The following is a 20,760-nucleotide window of genomic DNA, read 5'->3' as shown; positions in this document are numbered from 1 at the left end:
CCTCGGTGCGCCGGGGAGGTCGGCGAACTGGTTCCTCGCGCAAGCCGATGGATGGGACCGTGTTCTCGCTTCCCCCAACGGCACTCGGCTTATCGACGCCGAAGCGCTGGCAGCTCAGACCGGAAATCCCGTGCGGTCCGAGTTCACACTCCCCGATACCTTGGACCTGCTCCTGCCACCCGACACCTTCGATGCGCACGGCTGCTGCCGTGCATGTCATACCGAGGTTTCGCTTCAATCACCAGTCGCCCAGAGCAGATCCCCAGGTTGGGCGTCCCGTCTTCGATGTACCCCGCGCCATGGGCACCTCGAATACGGGTACAGGAACCGATCCGAACCGGCGGTGCGTGAGTACTCGCTGTCGGCGTACTTCGCTCGATACGACGCGTCGACGGCTCGGTTCGTCTGCTCGTCATCCGCGGCGACGGGTACGAAGCGCACGGTATTCTCCACGCCGCCTGCGCGGATACGTCCCCGGCCGGTCTCGAGTGCCGGGCCGTACCAGCTGCCTCGTGTGCCGTTGTAGGAACGAATGAAGATCCGGTCGCCGACCGGCACGGACCAGATGTCGACGGTCTTCGGGGTGGTACCGCCGGGCAGGGTCGCGGCCCCGCCGACTATCGGCGGGGCCCGTCTGTCGCGGAGATCAGTCCTCGTAGGCGTCCAGCGGCGGGCACGAGCACACCAGGTTGCGGTCGCCGAACGCGCCGTCGATGCGGCGCACCGGTGGCCACACCTTGGGCCTGGTGTGGCCGATCCCGCGCGGGTACACCGCGACCTCACGGCTGTAGGGGTGATCCCACTCGCCGACCAGGCTGGCCGCGGTGTGCGGGGCGCCGCGCAGCGGATTGTCGGTCACCGGCCAGACCCCGGCGGCCACCTGATCGATCTCGCCGCGGATGGCGATCATGGCCGCGATGAACTCGTCGAGTTCTTCCAGGTTCTCGCTCTCGGTGGGCTCGACCATCAGCGTCCCAGCGACCGGGAAGCTCATGGTGGGGGCGTGGAATCCGTAGTCGGTCAGGCGCTTGGCCACGTCGTCGACGGTGACACCGGTCCGCTTGGTGATCTCGCGCAGGTCGAGGATGCACTCGTGGGCCACCATGCCGTTCTCGCCGGTGTAGAGGACCGGGAAGTAGTCGTCGAGGCGGCGGGCGATGTAGTTGGCCGACGCGATCGCCGTGAGTGTCGCCGCGCGCAGGCCATCGGCACCCATCATCCGGATGTAGGCCCAGGTGATCGGCAGGATCGAGGCGGAGCCGTAGTTCGCGGCCGAGACCGCGTGCGAGCCCGCCTGCCTCGGGTCACCGGGCAGGTACTGCGCGAGATGGGCGCGCACGGCCACCGGGCCGACACCCGGACCGCCGCCACCGTGCGGGATGCAGAAGGTCTTGTGCAGGTTCAGGTGGCTCACATCGCCGCCGAAGCGGCCCGGACGGGCAAGTCCGACAAGGGCGTTGAGGTTCGCGCCGTCGACGTACACCTGGCCGCCCGCGTCGTGCACGAGCGCACACAGCTCGGCCACCTCGTGCTCGTACACCCCGTGCGTGGACGGGTAGGTGATCATGATGCAGGCCAGCCGTTCGGCGTGGTCGGCGATCTTGGCGCGCAGATCGTCGAGGTCGACATCGCCGTTCTCCCGGCACTTCACGACCTCGACCCGCATGCCGACCATCGCCGCCGACGCCGCGTTGGTGCCGTGCGCGCTGGACGGGATCAGGCAGGTGTCGCGGTGGTCGTCGCCGCGGTCGAGGTGGTAGCGCCGGATCGCGAGCAGTCCGGCGTACTCGCCCTGGCTGCCGGCGTTGGGCTGCAGGCTCACCGCGTCGTAGCCGGTGATCTCGGCCAGCCACTGCTCCAGATCGCCGATCAGCTTCAGAATGCCGGGCACGTCTTCGGTGGGGGCGAACGGGTGCAGGCGGGCGAAGCCGGGCCAGGTGATGGCCTCCATCTCGGCGGTGGCATTGAGCTTCATGGTGCACGAACCGAGCGGGATCATGCTGCGGTCGAGCGCGATGTCCTTGTCCGACAGCGAACGCAGGTAGCGCAGCATCGCGGTCTCGGTGTGGTGGCGGGTGAACGCCGGGTGGGTCAGATACTCCGAGGTGCGGGTCTCGATGGTGGCGGGCTGGTTGCCCGCCGCGGCGTCGGGAGCCTGTGCGGTGCCGAAGGATTCGACGACCGCGGCGACGTGGACGTCGGTGGTCGCCTCGTCGCAGGCGATGGCGACATGGTCGGCGTCGACCAGCCGCAGGTTGATGCCCTGCGACTTCGCCTTGGCCACTACGGCTTCCGCGTTGCCGGGCACCTGCGCGAGCACGGTGTCGAAGAAGGTGTCGTGCACCAGTGCCGAGCCGATGCCCGTCGCGACCGCCGCCGCGTGCCCGTGCACCCGGCGGGCGATGGCGCGCAGGCCGTTCGCGCCGTGGTAGCTGGCGTACATGGCGGCGACGATGGCGAGCAGCACCTGCGCGGTGCAGATATTGGAGGTCGCCTTCTCCCGGCGGATGTGCTGTTCGCGGGTCTGCAGGGCCAGGCGGTAGGCGGGCGCGCCGTCGGCGTCGACCGACACACCGACCAGACGGCCGGGCAGCTGGCGGGCGAAGGCGGTGCGCACCGCGAGATAGCCCGCGTGCGGTCCGCCGAAGCCCATCGGCACACCGAAGCGCTGGGTGGTGCCGAAACACACGTCGGCACCCTGCTCGCCGGGCGGGGTGATCAGCGTCAGCGCCAGCAGGTCCGCTCCGGCGGCGACCAGCGCGCCGCGGGAGTGGGCGGCGGCGAACAGCTCGGTCCAGTCGACGATCCGGCCCGAGGCGCCAGGGGTCTGCACGATCACACCGAAGAACTCACCCTCTGGCAGTGCGCCGGTGGCCAGCTCGGCCTCGACGATCTCGATCCCGAGCGGCTCGGCCCTGGTCCCGATGATGGTCTTGGTCTGCGGGAACAGATCGGCGTCGAGGACAAGACGGTTCGACTTCGACTTGCCCGCGCGCCGCAGCAAGGTCATCGCCTCGGCGGCGGCGGTGGCCTCGTCCAGCATGGAGGCATTGGCGACATCCATGCCGGTCAGGTCCGACACCATGGTCTGGAAGTTGAGCAGCGCTTCCAGCCTGCCCTGGCTGATCTCGGGCTGGTACGGGGTGTAGGCGGTGTACCAGGCCGGATTCTCCAGCAAGTTGCGTACCAGGACCGGCGGGGTGAGCGTGTCGTAGTAGCCGAGGCCGATCATCGAGGTCGCCACGGTGTTGGCGTGGGCGAGACCGGCCAGTTCGGCGAGCACGTCGTGTTCGGAGGCCGGCGCGGGCAGCGCCGCGAGGCCGGACTCGTCGAGGATCGTGGCGGGCAGCGCCGTGGTGGCCAGCGCGTCGATCGACGCGACGCCGACGGTGTCGAGAATCCGGGCGAGTTCACCGGAATCGGGTCCGATGTGGCGGTCGGCGAACGAACGGGTCACGGCAGCTCCAAGGTCGGGCGGGTCGACCTGACGGCCGACGGGTACCAGCCCTCCCCCTCTGTCGTGGCGCCTGAGAGATTCGGCGACCCGGCCGACGACGGCCGCGTGCCTTTCCCCGTGGGCGGGCAGCCGGATGCCACCGCTTTCCAGAGGCGTCGAATCACCGCGCGGTCCCTGTTGCCTGAGAGATTGACGGGGAGGTGCTGCTCCTTCGGCGCCCGGACCTTGCGGATCCGGGACTCTCCCGCACGACGGCGACGCTCACCCAGTCTAGAGGTACCAGTGCGCGACCACCGCGCCGCGGCGGGTGTCGCGCTGATCACTCACCCGGTTCTGCGGTTCTCCCTGGCCTTGCGCCGGAACGACAGTTCGTCCTCGGGCCGGTCGGTGATGGCGGTGGCCCGCTCCGCGGGGAAGTCGGCGATGGCGCCGGTCAGTTCCCGCATGGCGCCGCTGACCGCGATTCCGAAGACGCCCTGCCCGCCCTGCAGTAAATCGACGACTTCCTCGGGCGAGGTGCACTCGTACACCGAGGTGCCGTCGGAGAACAGGGTGATCCCCGCCAGATCCTGCACGCCGCGGCTGCGCAGGTGATCGACGGCGATCCGGATGTTCTGTAACGAGATCCCCGCGTCCAGCAGTCGCTTGACGATCTTGAGGACCAGGATGTCCTTGAACGAGTACAGCCGCTGACTTCCCGAGCCGGCGGCGCCACGGATGGACGGCACGACCAGCCCGGTGCGGGCCCAGTAGTCGAGTTGCCGGTAGGTGATCCCGGCGACCTGACAGGCGCTCGGCACCCGGTACCCCACCAGATCGTCCGGAACCGAGTCGTCCGGGAACAAGCCAGGCTGCACCACATCCTGCGATTGCTCTTCCACTGACCACTCCTTGCTCTGCCGACGTTCTCGAAGTACCGACAGGCACGACCGATGTTGCCCGGCTTTCGAGATTACTCCTGCCATTGTCGGACGCGCATGGTTGTCGCACCAAGCACCGCACGCGGCGATTCCCTCGACCTCTACTTCAGGTCTAGAAGATCGGAAGTGAATCAGCTGTCGGTGGCCTTGAAGTCGTCGGGCGAGACCGACTCCAGGAACTCCTTGAACTTCTCCACCTCGTCCTCGCGCTCGTCGGGCATCACCAGCCCGGCCTCGGCGAGCACCGGTTCCTCGGCGAAGATCGGGCAGCCGACCCGCAACGCGATGGCCACCGAATCCGAGGGGCGAGCCGAGACCCGCAGGTCGCCGTCGAACACCAGATCGGCGTAGAAGGTGCCCTCCTGCAGATCGACGATCCGTACTTCCTCGAGCGTACGCCCGAGCTCGGTGATCAAGATCTTGATCAGATCGTGGGTGAGTGGCCGGATAGGGGTGACACCCTCCTGCTCGAGCACGATCGCTGTCGCCTCCGCCTGCCCGATCCAGATCGGCAGGTACCGTTCGCCCTCCGCCTCCCGCAGCAGCAGCACGGGCTGGTTCTGTGGCTGCTCGACACGAATGCCGATGACCCGCATCTCACTCATGCTGTCCTCCCAATACTCGCCGCAGGCCGACGCGACCACCGTCGGGCCAGCCGTACCACGAGTCTAGGCGAACTTGCGGCGCTGCAACGGGGACGGCCGAGCCGAAATCTGCGTGTTGCCGCCGCGATACCGGATCCGGCGCCACGCGGTGTCAGTTGCCGAGGGCGGCGCGGACCGCGGCCTTCACCAGCGCCGCGTGCAGGTTCAGCGACAGTGCCGCGAGTTCGCGCACCGTCTCCTCGGCGCGGGCCCGCGCATCGGCGTCGCGGCTCTTGGCGATGGGCGCGGCGATCTGAGCGACGAGGGCCGCCTCGCGATCGGCGGCCAGCTTGAAGGCGCGCAGGTGGCGGGCTTCCAGCCCGAACTCGGCCATCGACTTCGCCGCGCGCGCCAGCGTCACCGCGTCGGATTCGAAGAAACCGCCAGGGCCGGGGACGATCAGTCCGGCGCGCAGCAGGTCGTCGAGGAAGCGCTCGTCGATGCCTGCCTTGTCAAGCAGATCGGCCCTGGTGAGCCGCACCCCCACCTCGACGCGCAGTTCCTCTGGTGTGATCTCGCCGGGAACCACGCCGAGCCGCCGCGGCGGCGCCTGCTCGGTGCCGTCCGCGCGCGCGGGGCCGGATCCCGGTGATCCGGCCTCCGCGGCGCTGTGGCGCGAATGCGCGCGGGCGCGCGCCTCACGCACGCCCAGCGTCGCCGCGCCGCTGTCGATCGCTTCCAACTGCTCCTTGATCACCTTGAGCGGCAGATACTGATCGCGTTGCGCGGTCAGCACGAAACGCAGCCGTTCGTAGTCGGCCACCGAGAACCGCCGGTAGCCCGACGGTGTGCGCTCCGGCCGGATCAGACCCTCCGACTCGAGGAACCGGATCTTGGAGATGGTGATGTCCGGAAAATCTGGTCGCAGCAGGTCGAGTACGGAGCCGATCGACATCCCTCCGCGCGCCCACTGCGCCGCCCCCGTCACAGCACTGTGCCCTTCGCGGGCACCAGCACCGTAGGGGTCATCGCGACCCCGCGCCCGACGCCGATTCGTTGGTCTGCGCGCGCGGGCCGGTCAGGAACACCAGCCGGAACTTGCCGATCTGGACCTCGTCGCCGTTCTGCAGCTCCGAGGAGTCCACCGGCTCCCGGTTGACGTAGGTGCCGTTGAGGCTGCCCACATCGACGACCTGGAACGAGTCGTCGTCCTGACGGAACTCCGCGTGCCGACGGCTGACGGTGACGTCATCGAGGAAGATGTCACTGTCGGGGTGGCGACCGGCCGAGGTGGTCGGCTGATCCAGCAGGAAACGCGAGCCCGCGTTCGGGCCGCGCTTGACCACCAGGAGGGCCGCGCCGACCGGCAGGCCCTCGACGCCCTGAACCGGCTGTTCGCCGGTCGGCTCTCCGGAGCGCGACGCGTCGACCTCGTTGAGGAAGTCCGCGCGGAAGACCGACGTCGTCTCGGCCGCGGTCTCCCCGTAACCCGGGTCCCTGTTCTCGCTCACCGTTTCTCTCCTCCTCGAACCTGATTATCCATGCAAGCAGGTGCTGTTTTAGCCTGACACGACCGGCGCGATCCCATCGCCGCCGAAATGGTGTCCCGGCGTGGATTCCCCGACGTATCCGCTTGGCTTTGACCGTACCCTGCCGGGGCGTGCCCGTGCAGGGAGAACTGTGAAGGCTGGTTCAGCCCCCGATAACTCCTTGATAACCCGCCGCATCCAGCAGTTCGGCGAGGGCGGCGTCCAGCGCCGCCGCATCGTCGAAGGCCAGCTCGAACAGCCAGCCCGCGTCGTAGGGATCGGTGTTGAGTGTCTCCGGCGCGGACACCAGATCCTCGTTCACCGCAACGACTTTGCCACCGAGCGGGGCGTAGATGTCGGACACGCTCTTGGTGGACTCCACTTCGGCGATGCCCTCGCCCGCGGTCACATCCTTGTCGACATCGGGCAGCTGCACGAACACGACGTCACCCAGCTGTGACTGGGCGTAGTCGGTGATGCCGACACGAACCGCCGTTGGGCCGGTCCGCCGCACCCATTCGTGCTCCTCGGTGTAGCGCAGATCCTCAGGGGTCCGGGTCACAGGACGTCCTTTCGTCGTGAACGTTGCACGCAACAGTATCGACTAGCTCCCCCGGTGCGGCACAGGCGGTATGGATCGCGCGACCGCGACCGCCAGCCCGGCGTAGAGCGCCCCGGTCCAGACGTAGAGCGCGGTGCCCCAGATCAGCAGTGCCCAGCCGAAGGCCCACCCGAAACCGGCCCCCGCCCAGTCCATCTCCCCGGCCAGCAGCCACGGCAGCGCGGACATGAGCGCGAAGGTGGCGGCTTTGCCCAGGTAGATCACCTCCGGAGCGGGCAGCTCACGGCGCTTGTACACCGACAGGGTCACCGTGAGCACCGCGTCGCGCCCGATCAGGATCACCGCGATCCACCACGGAATGAGCCCGCGTGCGACGAACGCCACCAAGGTGGTCACCAGGTATAACCGGTCGACGAACGGGTCGAGCAGGGCGCCCAGGCGCGAGGACTGGTCGAGCAGCCTGGCCAGTTTGCCGTCGAGGAAGTCGGTGACGCCGCTGGCGATCAGCAGCGCGAACGCCCAGCCGTCGGCCCGCTCGACCAGCATCAACCACAGGAAAACCGGGATACCGATCAGCCGGAGCAGGCTCAGCACATTGGGCACGGTCAGAATGCGATCGCTGAACACGCCACCGGGTTCGGTGTCGTTGCGTGCCGGCGGTCCCGATTCGGTTGCCACGCCCCTGCATACCGCACCGACCCCCACCAGCGCCATCCGCACACGCCGAAACGTCTGATACCGGACACTCGCCCACCGACGCATCGCCGATTCCGCCGCGCGCCCGCTAGCCTGGGCGGTTGTGTCCGACAGTGTGATGGATCTGCGCACCTATGTCTCCGCCGAGCAGGCCCGCGCGCGTGGCCGGGCGGCCCGCGACCTGGTGCCGGTCCTGGCGCGGGACCGAGCGGCGGCCGGGCATGATCGGCCGACCGTGCTCGAGTTCGTCGAGGCGAGCAACGCGGGCCGGATCGAGCGGCTGGTCCCGCTACGGATCGGCCGGATGGCGGCCTCGCCGTTCACCTTCTTCCGCGGCGCCGCCGGGTTGATGGCCGCCGATCTGGCGGCGGGTCCCGACAGCGGGCTGCCCGCCCAGATCTGTGGCGACGCCCATGCCGCGAACTTCGGCCTGTACGGCACCCAGCGCGGCGAGATCGTCATGGACATCAACGATTTCGACGAGACGATCGTCGGTCCGTGGGAATGGGACCTGGAACGGCTGGCCGCCAGCCTGGTCCTCGCCGGACGCGAGAGCGGCGCCACCGAGGACGACTGCGCGCGCGCCGCCCGCGATGCCGCCCGCTCCTACCGCCGCACCGTCGCCGAACTCGCCGAGCTGCCGTTCCTGCGGTCGTGGACCGCCATGCACGACGAGTCGATCCTGTCCGCGGCACAGGCGCAGGACCTGGTCGACGATTTCGCCAAGGCCGCCAAGAAGGCACGCAAGAACACCAGCGCCAAAGTCGTCGCGAAGTGGACCGAACATCTCGACGATCACGAGACCGGGATCAGCAAGCACCGTTTCGTCAGCGATCCGCCGATTCTCACTCCGGTCGACGAGCAGGTCGCCGAGGCCGTGATCGATGGCCTGGAACGGTACGCGGGCACTATCCGCGAGTCCAGGCGCGCCCTGCTCGCCCGGTTCGCGGTCGCCGACGTCGCCTTCCGGATCGTCGGGACGGGCAGCGTCGGCCTGCACAGCTATGTCGCCCTGCTGCACGGCAACGACGGCGAGGCCCTGGTCCTGCAGCTCAAGCAGGCCAATCCGTCCGCGCTCGCCCCGTTCCTGCCGCAGGCCGCGCCACGGCACGAGGGTGAGCGCGTCGTGGCCGGCGCGCGCAGCGTGCAGTCCGAGACCGACATCCTGCTCGGCTGGTCCACGCTCGAACTGGACCGGCGGGTGCCGGTGATCGTGCGGCAGTTCCGCAACCTCAAGGGCAGTATCGACCCGGCGGGGCTGTCCGCCGACGACCTCGACGATTACGGCAGGCTGGCGGGTGCGCTGCTGGCGCGGGCGCACGCCCGCTCGCTCGACCCGCGCGTGTCGGCCGGATATCTCGATGCCGACGACGAGGATTTCGAGACCGCGATCGCCCGCTTCGCGGTGCGCTACGCCGACCGGACCGAGGCCGATCACGCCGAGCTGGTCGCCGCGGTGGCGGCGGGCCGGATCGCGGCCGAACCGAGCTGAACACCCGGCGCCCGTCCTGACCGGGATCGGTGTGTCGGCGAGCTACGATGTACGCCAACGGTTCTCGGCCCGCGGCGCCAACGACCAGGAAGGGCGGTTTCCATGCTCGTGCGCGTGCAGAATGCGGCAGGCACCGATGCCGAGCTCGCGTTGATCGATTGGTTGCGTACCTGGAAGGACCCGACCAGCCCACACGGCGTGGCCACGATCAACTGCAGCCTGTTCCACGACGATCGGCTGCACCACTTCGACGCGGTGGTATGGACGCCGACCAGCTGCGTGGTGATCGAAGCCGAGACCTTCACCGTCGCCCAGGACGGGGTGCTCGAGATCCCGCTCAACGGCCCGTGGATGGTCTCCGGTGAGCTCGCCCAGTTCGCGGGCGGGGAGAAGTCGACGCCGCTGGAACGTTCCCGCGAGCACACTTTCGCGCTGCAGGACTACCTGGCCGCGCGCGGGCTCGGTCAGCGCGCGGTGCACGGGCTCGGTGTCATCGTGCCGCAGCCGGGTGCGCAGATCGACGTGCACCAGGGCTGGAGCGATCCCAGCTTCGACGTGATCGTCACCGACGATCCGCACCGGCTCGAACAGTACTTCGAGGTGCTGGCCGAGAAGGAGCACAACCGCTGGACGGTCAACGACATCGCGATCGCGTTCCGCGGCCTCGGCATCCTGCCCTATCTGCCCGCGCCGCAGGATCTGCTCAACGAGGGATTCCTCGGCCCGGTCGACGTCACCCTGTGGCACGGCGGGCCCACCCAGGCCCAGGCCGAGCAGTGGGCCGAGGAGCAGGCCGAACGCGAGCGGGAGCTGCAGTCCCGCGGCCTGGTCGCCCCCTGGTACAGCCCGTGGAAGCTGTACCCGCGGGTGCGGGGCGATCTGGACTTCGGCAGGGCGTTCCTGCGGATCACCCTCGCGCTCGGGATGATCATCGCCATCGCCTGGGTGCTGTGGTTCGTGGTCACCGCGGTGCTCACCTACGGCCCGGCCTGAGCGCGGTCACCGCGTCCGTGTCCGACGACCTCGCCCCGCGGATGCGCACCGCGGCCCGCGCGACGGCCATCGGCGCCGGGGTCGCGGTCACCGCGGCGGTCCCGCTGACTTTCCCCGCCGACGGCGGGCCGAGTGCGCTCGACTCGGCGCTCGCCGACCCGATCACGGCGGGCCTGTCCCCCGGTGCGGGCGAATTGCTCGTCGCCCCGAGCAGTGCTCCGGTGGTGCTGGCCCTGTTGCTCGCGGCCTGCGGTTGGTTCGTGGTGCGGCGACAGTGGTGGCGGGCGGCGACGATGCTGGCGGTGCCCGAGCTGGCGGTGGCGATCAACACCTGGGTACTGAAACCGCTGTGGGACCGGCAGTTGCACGACTACCCGGCCTATCCGAGCGGGCACACCGTCCATCTCGTCGCGGTCGCGACGACCTTCGTGTTCCTGGCGACGAGCCGGGCGGCGCGGATCACGGTCGCGCTGGTGACCGCCCTCGCGGTGGCCGCGACCGTGCCCGGCATGGTCGAACTGGGCTATCACCACCCCACCGACGTGCTCGGTGGGGTGGCGGCCGCGGTCGCGGTGGCGACCACGCTGTGCGTCCTGGCCGAGTGGCGCAGAGCTCAGCTCCGGTCGTAGACGCTGGCGTCGTGCAGCATTTCGGCGCGCAACATGGACTCGGGCACACCGAGCGCCTCGACCAGGGTGAGCGCGTCCGGGCGCAACCGGTCGACCAGCTCGTTCACCCCGCGCCGCACCGCTTTGGCCCGCTCCACCGACATGAACCGGTGCATGATGAACCAGGCCAGGTTCTCCTCCAGCGTGGCGTACACGTAGAGATCGCAGACGGTTTCGGCCAGCTCCCTGGCCGCCGGGTCCTCGATCGCGGCGATCCCGTCGACGAATTCCTCCAGCACCAGCCGGTCGATGTGGGCGGCGCCCGCGGCCAGGATGTGGTCCTGGGCGTTGTTGAACGCCTCGAACGGCCCGGTATCGGCGGCCCTGGCCCGCAGCCGGTGCGCGGCGGTGCGCAGCAGGTAGTCCTCGCGGTCGGCGAACAGCTGCACCTGCACCGAGCGCTTGGACAGGTCGCCCTCGTCGACGCTCTCGTCGGAGCGGTCGCGCAGGGTCTGGATCATCTGGCGCACCCCGGAATGCTTGCGCACCACGTCACCGGCCATGGTGGCGGCGAACCGCACCCAGCCCAGCGCGTCCAGATCGCGGACTTCGTCGGAGTAGGCGGTGAGCAGCTCCTTGGCGACGAGCTGGGTCAGCACCACGTTGTCGCCTTCGAAGGTGGTGAAGACATCGGTGTCGGCCTTCAGTGTCACCAGGCGGTTCTCCGTGAGGTAACCGGCGCCGCCGCAGGCCTCGCGGCATTCCTGGATGGCGCGGGTGGCGTGCTTGGTCTGGATCACCTTCAAGCCCGCCGCTCGCTTCTCCAGCGCGCGTTGGGCGGCGGGATCGGTTTCGCGGCCGCGCTGGATCAGGTCCATCCGGCGCACCAGGTCGTTCTGCGCGAACGACAGCGCGAATGACTTGGCCACCAGTGGCAGCAGTCTGCGCTGGTGACTGCGGTAGTCCAGCAGCAGGGTTTCGGCGCCGGTGTCCGGGTCGGCGAACTGGCGGCGCGCGAGCGCGTAGCGCACCGCGATGCTCAGCGCCACCCTGGCACCGGCCGCGGCCGCACCACCGACGCTGACCCGGCCGCGCACCAAGGTCCCGAGCGTGGTGAAGAAGCGCCTGCTCGGATTCTCGATCTCGGAGCTGTAGGTGCCGTCGGGCGCGACGTCGGCGTAGCGGTTGAGCAAGTTCTCCCTCGGCACGCGGACCCGGTCGAAGACGATGCGGCCGTTGTCGACACCGGGCAGCCCGCCCTTGAGCCCGTCGTCGAAGGTCGTGACGCCGGGCAGGTCGGCGCCGAGCTCGTCGCGAATCGGCACCAGCAGGCAGTGCACGCCCTGGTTCGTCCCGTCGGTGATCAGCTGGGCGAACACCGCCGCCATCCTGGCGTGCACCGCGGCACCGCCGATGTAGTCCTTCCTGGCCGACGGGGTGGGGGTGTGGATGACGAATTCCTGGGTGGCCGGATCGTAGGTGGCCGTGGTCTCCAGGTTCGCGACGTCGGAGCCGTGGCCGGATTCGGTCATCGCGAAACAGCCGAGGAGGTCGAGCGAGATGAGGCGCTTGATGTAGTCGCTGTGCCGCTCGGTGCCGAGGTTCTCCACGGCACCGCCGAACAGACCCCACTGCACGCCGGATTTCACCCACAGCGACAGGTCGGCGTAGGCCAGCATCTCCAGGCTGGTCACCGCACCGCCGGGGTCGCCGGTGCCGCCGTGCTCCGGCCGGAACCCGCGGTCGGGGTAGCCGAGTGTCGCGATCACCTTCATCTGTTCGAGCACCCTGGCGCGGGCCGCGTGGATGTCGAGTTCCGGGTCGCCGCTGAAGCGTTCGTCGGCGAGCTGGACCCGGGCCTGATCCCTGAGCTCGCGCCACGGTCCGTCCAGCGCTGCGCGGAGCTGTTGTGCCGTCGTCGATGTGCCGGTAGCCATGGCTTCGACCCTAGCCCGGACCGGGCCGAAGGTGGCGGCCCGAAACTCGAACGCGCGAACTCTTGCCCGCCGATTGAACAGTCGTTTAGTATATTGAACATGTGTTCAGCCAACAGCCCGTATCGCAAGGACCCTCCCCGGAACTGACCACCGCGGCCCGCATTCGCGATACCGCGATCGACCTGTTCGGCGACCAGGGTTTCCGGGTCGGCGTCCGGGCGATCGCCACGGCGGCCGGTGTGTCCCCCGGTCTGGTGAACCATCACTTCGGCTCCAAGGACGGCCTGCGCGCCGCCTGCGACGAGCGTGTGCTCGAGATCATCCGCGACGAGAAACTGCGCGCCATCCGCGCCACCGGCCCCACCGGCATGCTCGACGCGATGGCCCAGATCGAGATGTATGCCCCACTGGTGGCCTACATCCTGCGTAGCTTCCAAGCCGGGGGCACCCTGGCGGAGTCGCTGCTCGAGCACATGATCGCCGATGCGGAGCAGTACATGCAGACCGCGGTGGACGAAGGCAAGCTCAAACCGAGCCGTGACCCCGCGGCGCGGGCCAGGTACATCGTGCTCTGCCACGTCGGAGCCATGAACCTCTACCTGCAGATGCGGATCCAGCACGAGGGAAAACTCGACTACCGCAAGGCGCTCCGGGAACTCTCCGAGGAAATCACCTTCCCGGCACTCGAGCTCTACACCCAGGGCGTGCTGACCGATTCGACTCTGCTCGACAACTTTCTCGAGGAGTATGACGATGTCCTCCCCCACCATCGACCCGGTCATCGAGGTCCGTGACCTGCGCAAGAACTTCGGGCGCTGCACCGCGCTCGACGGGCTCGACCTGCGCGTGCGCACCGGCGAGATCCACGGCTTCCTCGGCCCCAACGGCTCCGGCAAATCCACCACCATCCGCATTCTGCTCGGTGTGCTGCGCGCCTCCGGCGGCGAAGCCACCCTCTTCGGTCGCGACCCGTGGGCCGAGGCGGTCGCGCTGCATCACCGGATCGCCTATGTGCCAGGCGATGTCACGCTGTGGCCGTCACTGTCGGGCGGCGAGACGATCGATCTGCTCGCCCGGATGCGCGGCGGCATCGACACCGCGCGCCGCGCCGAACTGATCGAGCGGTTCGAGCTCGACCCGACGAAGAAGGCCCGCGCCTACTCCAAGGGCAACCGCCAGAAAGTGGCTCTGGTGTCGGCCTTCTCGGCGAACGCCGATCTGCTCGTGCTCGACGAGCCGACCTCGGGTCTGGATCCGTTGATGGAGCAGATCTTCCAGGAGTGCGTGCGCGAGGCGGCCGCGCGCGGGGTGACCGTCCTGTTGTCGAGCCACATCCTGTCCGAAGTCGAGCATCTGTGCGACCGGGTGACGATCATCCGCGCGGGCCGCACCGTGGAATCCGGCTCGCTCGACCAGCTGCGCCATCTCAGCCGCACCGCCATCACCGCCGAATTGGTCGGTGACCCAGGCGATCTCAGCGCGCTGCCCGGAGTCGCGGATGTGGAGCTGGACGGCTCGACCCTGCGCTGCCAGGTCGACGCCGAGCACCTCGGCGAGCTCATCCGGGTGCTCGGTGCCGCGGGTGTGCGCAGCCTGACCAGTGCGCCGCCGACGCTGGAGGAACTGTTCCTGCGGCACTACCATGTCGGCGCCGAGACCGAAGCGGGGGTGCGCGCATGACCGCCATCACGGCCGCTCCCGGCCTGCTCGCAAGAGCCCACACGGCAAGCGAATTCGCCGGCACCGGCCAGATGCTGCGGCTGTCACTGCGCCGAGACCGGGTGATCGCACCGCTGTGGTCGCTGGCGATCGGGCTGATGCCCGCCCTGCAGATCGTCTCGATCAAGGATCTCTACGCCACCCAGCAGCAACTGGACACCTTCGCCGCGACCACCGCGTCGAGTCCCGCGCTGCTGGCCATGTACGGACCCGTCTTCGGTTCCAGCCTCGGGTCCATCGGCACCTGGAAGGCCGGGGCGATGTACGCGATGATCGCCATCGCGGCCGTACTCACCGTCATCCGGCACACCAGGGTCGAAGAGGAGACCGGCCGCGCCGAACTGGTCGGCGCCACCAGCATCGGCCGGTTCGCGGGTCTCACCGGCACCCTGCTGCTCACCTTCGGCGCCGCCACGGTGGCCGGAATCGCTTGTACCGCTTCGCTGCTGGCCACCGGCCTGCCGGTCGCGGGTTCGGTGGCGTGGGGCGTGTCGCTGGCCATGTCGGCCATCGTGTGGGGCGCGCTCGCCGCGGTCGCCGCGCAGGTGAGCACCGGCGCGCGGATCGCCCGCGGGCTCGCCCTCGGCGCGCTCGGCGCCGCCTTCGCGGTGCGCGCGGTCGGTGACGCCGGAAACGGTGTGCTGTCGTGGTTCTCACCGCTCGGTTGGTCGCTGCAGATCCGGCCGTTCGCCGAGGAACGCTGGTGGGTGCTGCTGCCGCTGGTCGCCCTCGCGGCCGGCGCCACGCTGCTGGCCTATCAGTTGCTGCGCACTCGCGATATCGGCGCAGGCCTGCTGGCCGAACGACCCGGCCCCGCGATGGCGGGCGGCTCGCTCGCGGGACCGGTCGGCCTGGCCTGGCGGCTGCAGCGTGGGTCGATGCTGGCGTGGACCGTCGGATTCGCTCTCTACGGGCTGCTGATCGGCGGTTCGATCAGCAGCATCGGCGGCATGCTGGAAGGCAGCGACAACCTGCGCGACATCATGGCCTCGCTCGGCGGCTCGGCCGATCTGGAGAAGTCGTTCATCGCCTACGCCATCATGATGCTGGCCGCCGCGGCGTCGGCGTACTCGATCTCGTCGGTGCTGCGCCTGCACGAGGAGGAGAACACCGGACGGGCCGAGACCGTGCTGGCCGCGGCCGTCGGACGGGTCACCTACACGACCAGCCACCTGCTGTTCGCGCTCCTTGCACCCGCGGTAGCTCTGCTGGTCGCGGGTGTCGGAATCGGCCTCGTGTGGGGAGCGGGCGACGGCGACATCGGCGGCAGACTCGGCGAATCCATGGCGGCCGTCACGGTACAGCTGCCCGCGGTCTGGGTGGTCACCGCGATCGCGGTGCTGCTGTTCGGCGTGCTGCCGAAGTACGCGTCGGTGGCCTGGGCGGTCCTGAGCACGATGATCGGCATCGAACTCCTCGGCGCGTTCGGCACCTTTCCCCAGTGGGTGATGGACCTGGTGCCGTTCGTGCATCCGCCGAAGCTGCCGGGCGGCACCTTCGCACTCACCCCGCTGCTCTGGTTGCTGGTGGTCGCCGTGGCCGGGCTCGCCGTTGGGCTGGCGGCCTTCCGGCGGCGCGATCTTCGGTGACCGCCTCGAGCCGGTGCGCGACGGCGCACCGGCTCAGTAGGCGCCTTCGCCGCGCGTGACCACCCCGATCGTGCGGGCGATCAAGGCGAGATCCAGCACCATCGACCAGTTCTCGACATAGGACAGGTCGAGCCGGACGGAGTCCTCCGGTGACAGGTCCGAGCGTCCACTGACCTGCCACAATCCGGTGAGTCCCGGTTTCACCAGCAGCCGTCTGCGCATCTCGCCGTCGTAGGCGTCCACTTCGCGCTGCACCTGCGGCCGCGGACCGACCACGCTCATCTCGCCACGCAGCACGTTGAAGAACTGTGGCAGCTCGTCGAGACTGTACCTGCGCAGGAACCGGCCGACCGGGGTCACCCGCGGGTCGTCCTTCACCTTGAAGAACACCGGATTGCCGCCGTGCTCGGCGATCAGCTCGTGCACGGCGAGGTCGGCACCGGTCTGCATGCTGCGGAACTTGATCATCCGGAACGGTGTCCCGTCGCGACCGATTCGCTCCGACAGGTAGAACACCGGGCCAGGACTGCTCAGCTTCACCGCCACGGCGATGGCGAGCAGCAGCGGCGCGCTGGACAGCACGACCGCCGCGGCGAAACAGAAGTCGAATGCCGCCTTGCGCCGGGACTTCGCCCGCCCGTAGCGCGGACGGTCGATGTGCAGCATCGGCATCCCGGCCACCAGCCGGTGGTTCAGCCGGATGCCCGCGATATCGACCACCCCCGGCGCCACGATGAGGTCGACGCCGAGCGGATCCAGGTCCCACGCCATGCGCCGGAGTTCGGCCGGACCGAGATGATCGGTGGCCGCCACGGCGACGGAGTCGGCACCACTGCGGCGCACAGCCTCGAGTACCGAGCGGTCGTCGCCGAGAACCGAAGCGCCGCCGACGGTTTCGACATCGGCACCGGCACCCGGCGGTACACACACGCCGACCACCCGGTATCCGGAGTCGGGCTTGTCGGTGAACGCGCTCGCCATCGCGCGCGCCGCCTCGGGCGACCCGACGACCAGGACCGAGGCCTGGCAGTGCCCGTCGGCACGGAGACCACGCAACTGCCACCGCCATGCCAACCTGCCCGCAATCAGACCGAGTAAGCCGGCAGGCAACGCGATCGCGAGATAGCCACGGGCGAACTCGATGCGGAACAGCAGGGCCAGTATGGCCAGCACGCCGAACAGCTTCAACGACGCCGAGACCAGCCTGCGGAATTCCTCACTCCCCGCACCGATCACCTGGGGGGTGCGTGAGCCGTATCCGTGCAGCAACGCCAGCCAGCCCGCCGCGAGGACCAGCGACACGACCGAGTAGCCGATCTCATAGGGCAGCGGCCAGGCCAGCGGCGGATCCTCCGGCCCGTCGAATCGAAGTAACTGCGCGGTGCCGACCGCACCGAACACGGCGATGGCATCGGTGACCGCCAGCCGTCGCACGAACGCGGACTGCCAGCCGACCCGCTGCGCGCCCCGTAGCGAACGCACTCCGGCGACGGCATCGATATCGCCACCTCTGGTGAGCTCGTAGCTCATGAAACCGACACACCTCCCCTATCGGGAGTCGAACTGTTCCGATCGCCATCGACCAGAATGCGACCGTTGTGATGACCGCTACGCCCCTCGATTCGAACCCCGTGGGACGATCGTTACACACCACAGGAAAATCTCCACATCGAAGCTGAAGCGCTCCAAGGCATTCCAGAGATTAGCCCATCACGGCCCGATCGCACGCCGGACGCACGTCGCGCTCGATCGCATTTCCACATGAATGCAGGAAAGTGACCTTCATGGGTGCCTGATCTCACATTCCGGTGAGGATTTCACACTTCGCCAGAAGGTAGCCGGGATGGGGGCGACCTGCGGCGATCGCATCCCGCACCGATTCCGGGCCGCCTGACCGCACTGTTCCGAACATCACGCAATGCCGATGCACCTGTAACGTCTCCGCCGTCCGGACCGAATTCCGGCATGTCCGGTATCTGCCGGAACAATTTCGTGTCTGGTGAAGGTGGACCGCGTGCAATGTCGGCTGTGTGAATCCGATCGGCTCACCAGTGTCCTCGATCTGGGTGCCACGCCACCGTGCGAGAGTTTTCTGGAACCGGCCGCACTGGAGCTGCCGGAGACGACCTATCCCCTGCACCTGCGCCTGTGTGAGTCCTGCCTGCTGTTACAGATCCCGGCGCTGATCACCCCCGCGGAGACATTCACCGAATACGCCTACTTCTCCTCGTTCTCCGACAGCTGGGTTCGCCACGCCGAGCGGTTCGTCGAGACCGCCGCCGCCCGCCTCGGTCTCGGCACCGAATCGTTCGTCGTCGAAGTGGCCAGCAACGACGGATATCTGCTGCGGCACGCGGTGGCACGCGGCATCCCGTGCCTCGGCATCGAGCCGTCTGTCAATGTCGGTGCCGCGGCCCGCGCGGTCGGTGTGCCCACGGAGACGACGTTCCTGCACGAGGAGTCGGCCGCCGCGATCCGCGCCGAACACGGGCCCGCGGACCTCGTGGTCGCCAACAACGTGTACGCGCACATTCCCGACCTGCGCGGATTCACCCGCGCCCTGCGCGAGCTGCTCAGCGACGACGGATGGCTCAGCATCGAAGTCCATCACGCGCTGAACCTGGTGCGCCTCGGCCAGTTCGACACCATCTATCACGAACACTTCCAGTACTACACCCTGCACTCCGCCCAGCGGGCACTGGCGGTGGGCGGACTCACCGTCGTCGATGTCGAACTGCTCGACACCCATGGCGGTTCGTTGCGGTTGTGGGCGCGGCCCGATGCCGTTGCCCGACCTGCCGAACGGGTCGAACAGGTCCTCGAGCTCGAGCGCGCGGCGGGTCTGCACACTCCCGACGGGTACACCGATCTGGCAGGCCGCGCGGCATCGGTGCGCCAGGAACTCCTGCGTTTCCTGCTGCGGTGCCGGGAGGACGGCAAGCGGGTCGTCGGCTACGGTGCGCCGGGCAAGGGCAACACCCTGCTCAACTACTGCGGGATCCGGCCCGACCTGCTCGAATACACCGTGGACCGCAACCCGTACAAGCACGGTCGCTACACCCCGGGCACGCGCATCCCGATCCATCCGCCCGAGCGCATCGATGCCGACCGGCCGGACGTGGTGCTGGTCCTGCCATGGAATCTCGAGCCCGAGATCACCGCCCAGTTGCGCCATGTCGGTGACTGGGGTGGCGAACTGATCTACCCGCTACCGGTCCTGCACCGCGGGGCACTGGAAACGAAAGTGAATCGATGAAGGTCGTGCTGTTCTGCGGCGGTTACGGCATGCGGATGCGTGGCGGTTCCGGCGATGTCGTCCCGAAGCCGATGCAGCTGGTCGGACCCCGGCCGCTGCTGTGGCATGTGATGCGGTACTACGCGCACTTCGGCCACACCGAGTTCGTGCTGTGTCTCGGCTACGGCGCCGAGCACATCAAGAACTTCTTCCTCACCTACCAGGAAACCGCCTCCAACGATTTCGTCATCCGCGACGGCCGGGTGGAGCTGCTCGGCGCCGATATCAGCGACTGGACGATCACCTTCGTCGACACCGGCGTCGAGTCCGCGATCGGCGAGCGGTTGCGCCGGGTGCGTGCGCACCTCGGCGGTGACGAGTACTTCCTGGCCAACTACGCCGATGTGCTCACCGACGCGCCACTGGACACGATGATCGAGCGGTTCCACGCCTCGGGCGCAGCGGCCTCCATGATGGTGGTGCCGCCGCAGTCCTCGTTCCACTGTGTCGATATCAGCGACGGCGGCGAGATCAAGGACATCATCCCGGTCGCGCGCATGCCGCTGTGGGAGAACGGCGGCTACTTCGTGCTCAGCCAGGAGATCTTCGATCTGCTGCCGCCCGGCGGCGATCTGGTGGAGGATGCCTGCGGCACGCTGGCGGGCCAGGGCAGGCTCTTCGGCTATCGACACCTCGGATTCTGGAAGCCCGCCGACACCTTCAAGGAGCGCGCCGAACTCGACGACGCCTACCGCAACGGCTCACGACCGTGGATGGTCTGGGAGCAGGCGTGATCGGATTGTTCGCCCGCCCGCCGCGGCGGATCGCCGTGCTCGGCGCGCACTGCGACGACATCGCGATCGGGATGGGCGCCACCCTGCTGGCGCTGACCGGCGCGGACCCCGAGGTCGAGGTACGCGCCCTGGTGCTTTCGGGTGCGGGCACCGCGCGCGAGGCGGAAGAACGGGCGGCGCTGACCGCCTTCTGCGCCGGCCGGCCACCGCTGCTCGAGGTGCTCGACGTCCCGGACGGCCGAGCACCGGCACACTGGGACCGGATCAAGAACGCGCTCGCCGAGTTCCGGCGCGGGGGCGAACCCGACGTGGTGTTCGCGCCACATCGTGGGGACGCCCACCAGGACCACCGGCTGCTGGCCGAACTCGTGCCGACGGAGTTCCGCGACCACCTGATCCTCGGTTACGAGATCCTCAAGTGGGAGACCGACACCCCGACCCCGGCGCTGTACCACCCGCTCACCGCCGAACTCGCGCATCGTAAGTCGCGCTTGCTGCACGAGTACTACCTGTCCCAGACCGGCCGCGACTGGTTCGACGAGCAGGCCTTCCTCGGCCTCGCCCGGATCCGCGGCGTGCAATGCCACGCACCGTACGCCGAGGCGTTCGTGCTCGAAAAAGCCACCATCAGATGGGGAGAATGAA

19 protein-coding genes and 1 riboswitch are annotated in these 20,760 nt (G+C 68.7%); of the genes, 9 read left to right on the top strand and 10 right to left on the bottom strand.

Translation table 11 applies throughout. From position 1 onward, the window contains the following. Positions 1 to 234: 234 nt before the first annotated feature. The 8 genes from ACFOW8_RS24410 to ACFOW8_RS24375 all read right to left on the bottom strand — a co-directional run bounded on the left by ACFOW8_RS24410 (position 235) and on the right by ACFOW8_RS24375 (position 7,730). Positions 235 to 600, bottom strand: coding sequence for a DUF2255 family protein (locus tag ACFOW8_RS24410; RefSeq protein ID WP_378554663.1), 366 nt, complete (start codon positions 598 to 600; stop codon positions 235 to 237). Positions 601 to 646: 46 nt separating this feature from the next. Next, positions 647 to 3,457 (bottom strand): aminomethyl-transferring glycine dehydrogenase, encoded by a 2,811-nt coding sequence (gene gcvP, locus ACFOW8_RS24405; protein WP_378553797.1) that lies wholly within the window; start codon positions 3,455 to 3,457, stop codon positions 647 to 649. Between the two features lie 158 nt (positions 3,458 to 3,615). Further along, positions 3,616 to 3,714, bottom strand: a riboswitch (glycine riboswitch). A gap of 66 nt (positions 3,715 to 3,780) precedes the next feature. Further along, positions 3,781 to 4,338 carry a MerR family transcriptional regulator gene (locus tag ACFOW8_RS24400; RefSeq protein WP_378553796.1) on the bottom strand — a complete coding sequence of 186 codons (558 nt, stop codon included), beginning with the start codon at positions 4,336 to 4,338 and terminating at the stop codon, positions 3,781 to 3,783. A gap of 170 nt (positions 4,339 to 4,508) precedes the next feature. Next, positions 4,509 to 4,982, bottom strand: coding sequence for a bifunctional nuclease family protein (locus ACFOW8_RS24395; RefSeq protein WP_378553795.1), 474 nt, complete (start codon positions 4,980 to 4,982; stop codon positions 4,509 to 4,511). Positions 4,983 to 5,133: 151 nt separating this feature from the next. Then, positions 5,134 to 5,916, bottom strand: coding sequence for a transcriptional regulator FtsR (ftsR, locus tag ACFOW8_RS24390; protein ID WP_378553793.1), 783 nt, complete (start codon positions 5,914 to 5,916; stop codon positions 5,134 to 5,136). A 70-nt stretch (positions 5,917 to 5,986) separates the two neighbouring features. Further along, on the bottom strand, positions 5,987 to 6,472 hold the full coding sequence (odhI, locus tag ACFOW8_RS24385; protein ID WP_189034283.1) for an oxoglutarate dehydrogenase inhibitor Odhl: 486 nt from the start codon (positions 6,470 to 6,472) through the stop codon (positions 5,987 to 5,989). Positions 6,473 to 6,653: 181 nt separating this feature from the next. Further along, a complete protein-coding gene (gene gcvH, locus ACFOW8_RS24380) occupies positions 6,654 to 7,052 on the bottom strand; it encodes a glycine cleavage system protein GcvH (RefSeq protein ID WP_378553792.1) in 399 nt (132 codons plus the stop codon). 42 nt (positions 7,053 to 7,094) lie between these two features. Continuing rightward, positions 7,095 to 7,730 (bottom strand): CDP-alcohol phosphatidyltransferase family protein, encoded by a 636-nt coding sequence (locus ACFOW8_RS24375; RefSeq protein WP_378553791.1) that lies wholly within the window; start codon positions 7,728 to 7,730, stop codon positions 7,095 to 7,097. A gap of 136 nt (positions 7,731 to 7,866) precedes the next feature. Here ACFOW8_RS24375 and ACFOW8_RS24370 point away from each other — a divergent pair, with 136 nt between their 5' ends. The 3 genes from ACFOW8_RS24370 to ACFOW8_RS24360 all read left to right on the top strand — a co-directional run bounded on the left by ACFOW8_RS24370 (position 7,867) and on the right by ACFOW8_RS24360 (position 10,862). Continuing rightward, positions 7,867 to 9,240, top strand: a complete 1,374-nt coding sequence (locus tag ACFOW8_RS24370; RefSeq protein WP_378554662.1) for a DUF2252 domain-containing protein — start codon at positions 7,867 to 7,869, stop codon at positions 9,238 to 9,240. A 114-nt stretch (positions 9,241 to 9,354) separates the two neighbouring features. Next, a complete protein-coding gene (locus tag ACFOW8_RS24365) occupies positions 9,355 to 10,233 on the top strand; it encodes a nuclease-related domain-containing protein (protein WP_378553790.1) in 879 nt (292 codons plus the stop codon). Positions 10,234 to 10,250: 17 nt separating this feature from the next. After that, a complete protein-coding gene (locus ACFOW8_RS24360) occupies positions 10,251 to 10,862 on the top strand; it encodes a phosphatase PAP2 family protein (RefSeq protein ID WP_378553789.1) in 612 nt (203 codons plus the stop codon). Here the strand turns inward: ACFOW8_RS24360 and ACFOW8_RS24355 are convergent. Further along, positions 10,847 to 12,778 (bottom strand): acyl-CoA dehydrogenase family protein, encoded by a 1,932-nt coding sequence (locus ACFOW8_RS24355; protein ID WP_378553788.1) that lies wholly within the window; start codon positions 12,776 to 12,778, stop codon positions 10,847 to 10,849. The genes ACFOW8_RS24360 and ACFOW8_RS24355 overlap by 16 nt on opposite strands. Before the next feature lie 101 nt (positions 12,779 to 12,879). Between ACFOW8_RS24355 and ACFOW8_RS24350 the strand changes: the two genes are divergently transcribed. From ACFOW8_RS24350 to ACFOW8_RS24340, 3 genes are read left to right on the top strand one after another with little or no spacing between them, the layout of a single operon-like run. After that, on the top strand, positions 12,880 to 13,572 hold the full coding sequence (locus ACFOW8_RS24350; protein WP_378553787.1) for a TetR/AcrR family transcriptional regulator: 693 nt from the start codon (positions 12,880 to 12,882) through the stop codon (positions 13,570 to 13,572). Then, on the top strand, positions 13,547 to 14,458 hold the full coding sequence (locus ACFOW8_RS24345; RefSeq protein WP_378554661.1) for an ABC transporter ATP-binding protein: 912 nt from the start codon (positions 13,547 to 13,549) through the stop codon (positions 14,456 to 14,458). The genes ACFOW8_RS24350 and ACFOW8_RS24345 overlap by 26 nt, the downstream gene beginning before the upstream one ends. Beyond that, positions 14,455 to 16,086 carry an ABC transporter permease gene (locus tag ACFOW8_RS24340; RefSeq protein ID WP_378553785.1) on the top strand — a complete coding sequence of 544 codons (1,632 nt, stop codon included), beginning with the start codon at positions 14,455 to 14,457 and terminating at the stop codon, positions 16,084 to 16,086. The genes ACFOW8_RS24345 and ACFOW8_RS24340 overlap by 4 nt, the downstream gene beginning before the upstream one ends. A 33-nt stretch (positions 16,087 to 16,119) precedes the next feature. Here the strand turns inward: ACFOW8_RS24340 and ACFOW8_RS24335 are convergent, their stop codons facing one another. After that, a complete protein-coding gene (locus tag ACFOW8_RS24335) occupies positions 16,120 to 17,616 on the bottom strand; it encodes a sugar transferase (protein WP_378553784.1) in 1,497 nt (498 codons plus the stop codon). 484 nt (positions 17,617 to 18,100) lie between these two features. On the opposite strand from ACFOW8_RS24335, the gene ACFOW8_RS24330 reads away from it, so the two are divergent. The 3 genes from ACFOW8_RS24330 to ACFOW8_RS24320 are packed head-to-tail and all read left to right on the top strand — an operon-like array spanning position 18,101 to position 20,759. Continuing rightward, positions 18,101 to 19,342: a methyltransferase domain-containing protein gene (locus ACFOW8_RS24330; protein WP_378553783.1), complete on the top strand. Its 1,242-nt coding sequence runs from the start codon at positions 18,101 to 18,103 to the stop codon at positions 19,340 to 19,342. After that, positions 19,339 to 20,115 carry a glucose-1-phosphate cytidylyltransferase gene (locus tag ACFOW8_RS24325; RefSeq protein WP_378553782.1) on the top strand — a complete coding sequence of 259 codons (777 nt, stop codon included), beginning with the start codon at positions 19,339 to 19,341 and terminating at the stop codon, positions 20,113 to 20,115. Before ACFOW8_RS24330 ends, ACFOW8_RS24325 begins: the two co-directional genes overlap by 4 nt. Next, a complete protein-coding gene (locus ACFOW8_RS24320; protein WP_378553781.1) occupies positions 20,112 to 20,759 on the top strand; it encodes a PIG-L deacetylase family protein in 648 nt (215 codons plus the stop codon). Before ACFOW8_RS24325 ends, ACFOW8_RS24320 begins: the two co-directional genes overlap by 4 nt. Position 20,760 lies beyond the last annotated feature (1 nt).

Origin of the sequence: Nocardia rhizosphaerae (assembly GCF_042650365.1) — a bacterium.
Taxonomy (GTDB): Bacteria; Actinomycetota; Actinomycetes; order Mycobacteriales; family Mycobacteriaceae; genus Nocardia; species Nocardia rhizosphaerae.
The sequence above is the reverse complement of the archived record's forward strand: the minus strand, read 5'-3'. Positions and strand labels throughout refer to the sequence as shown.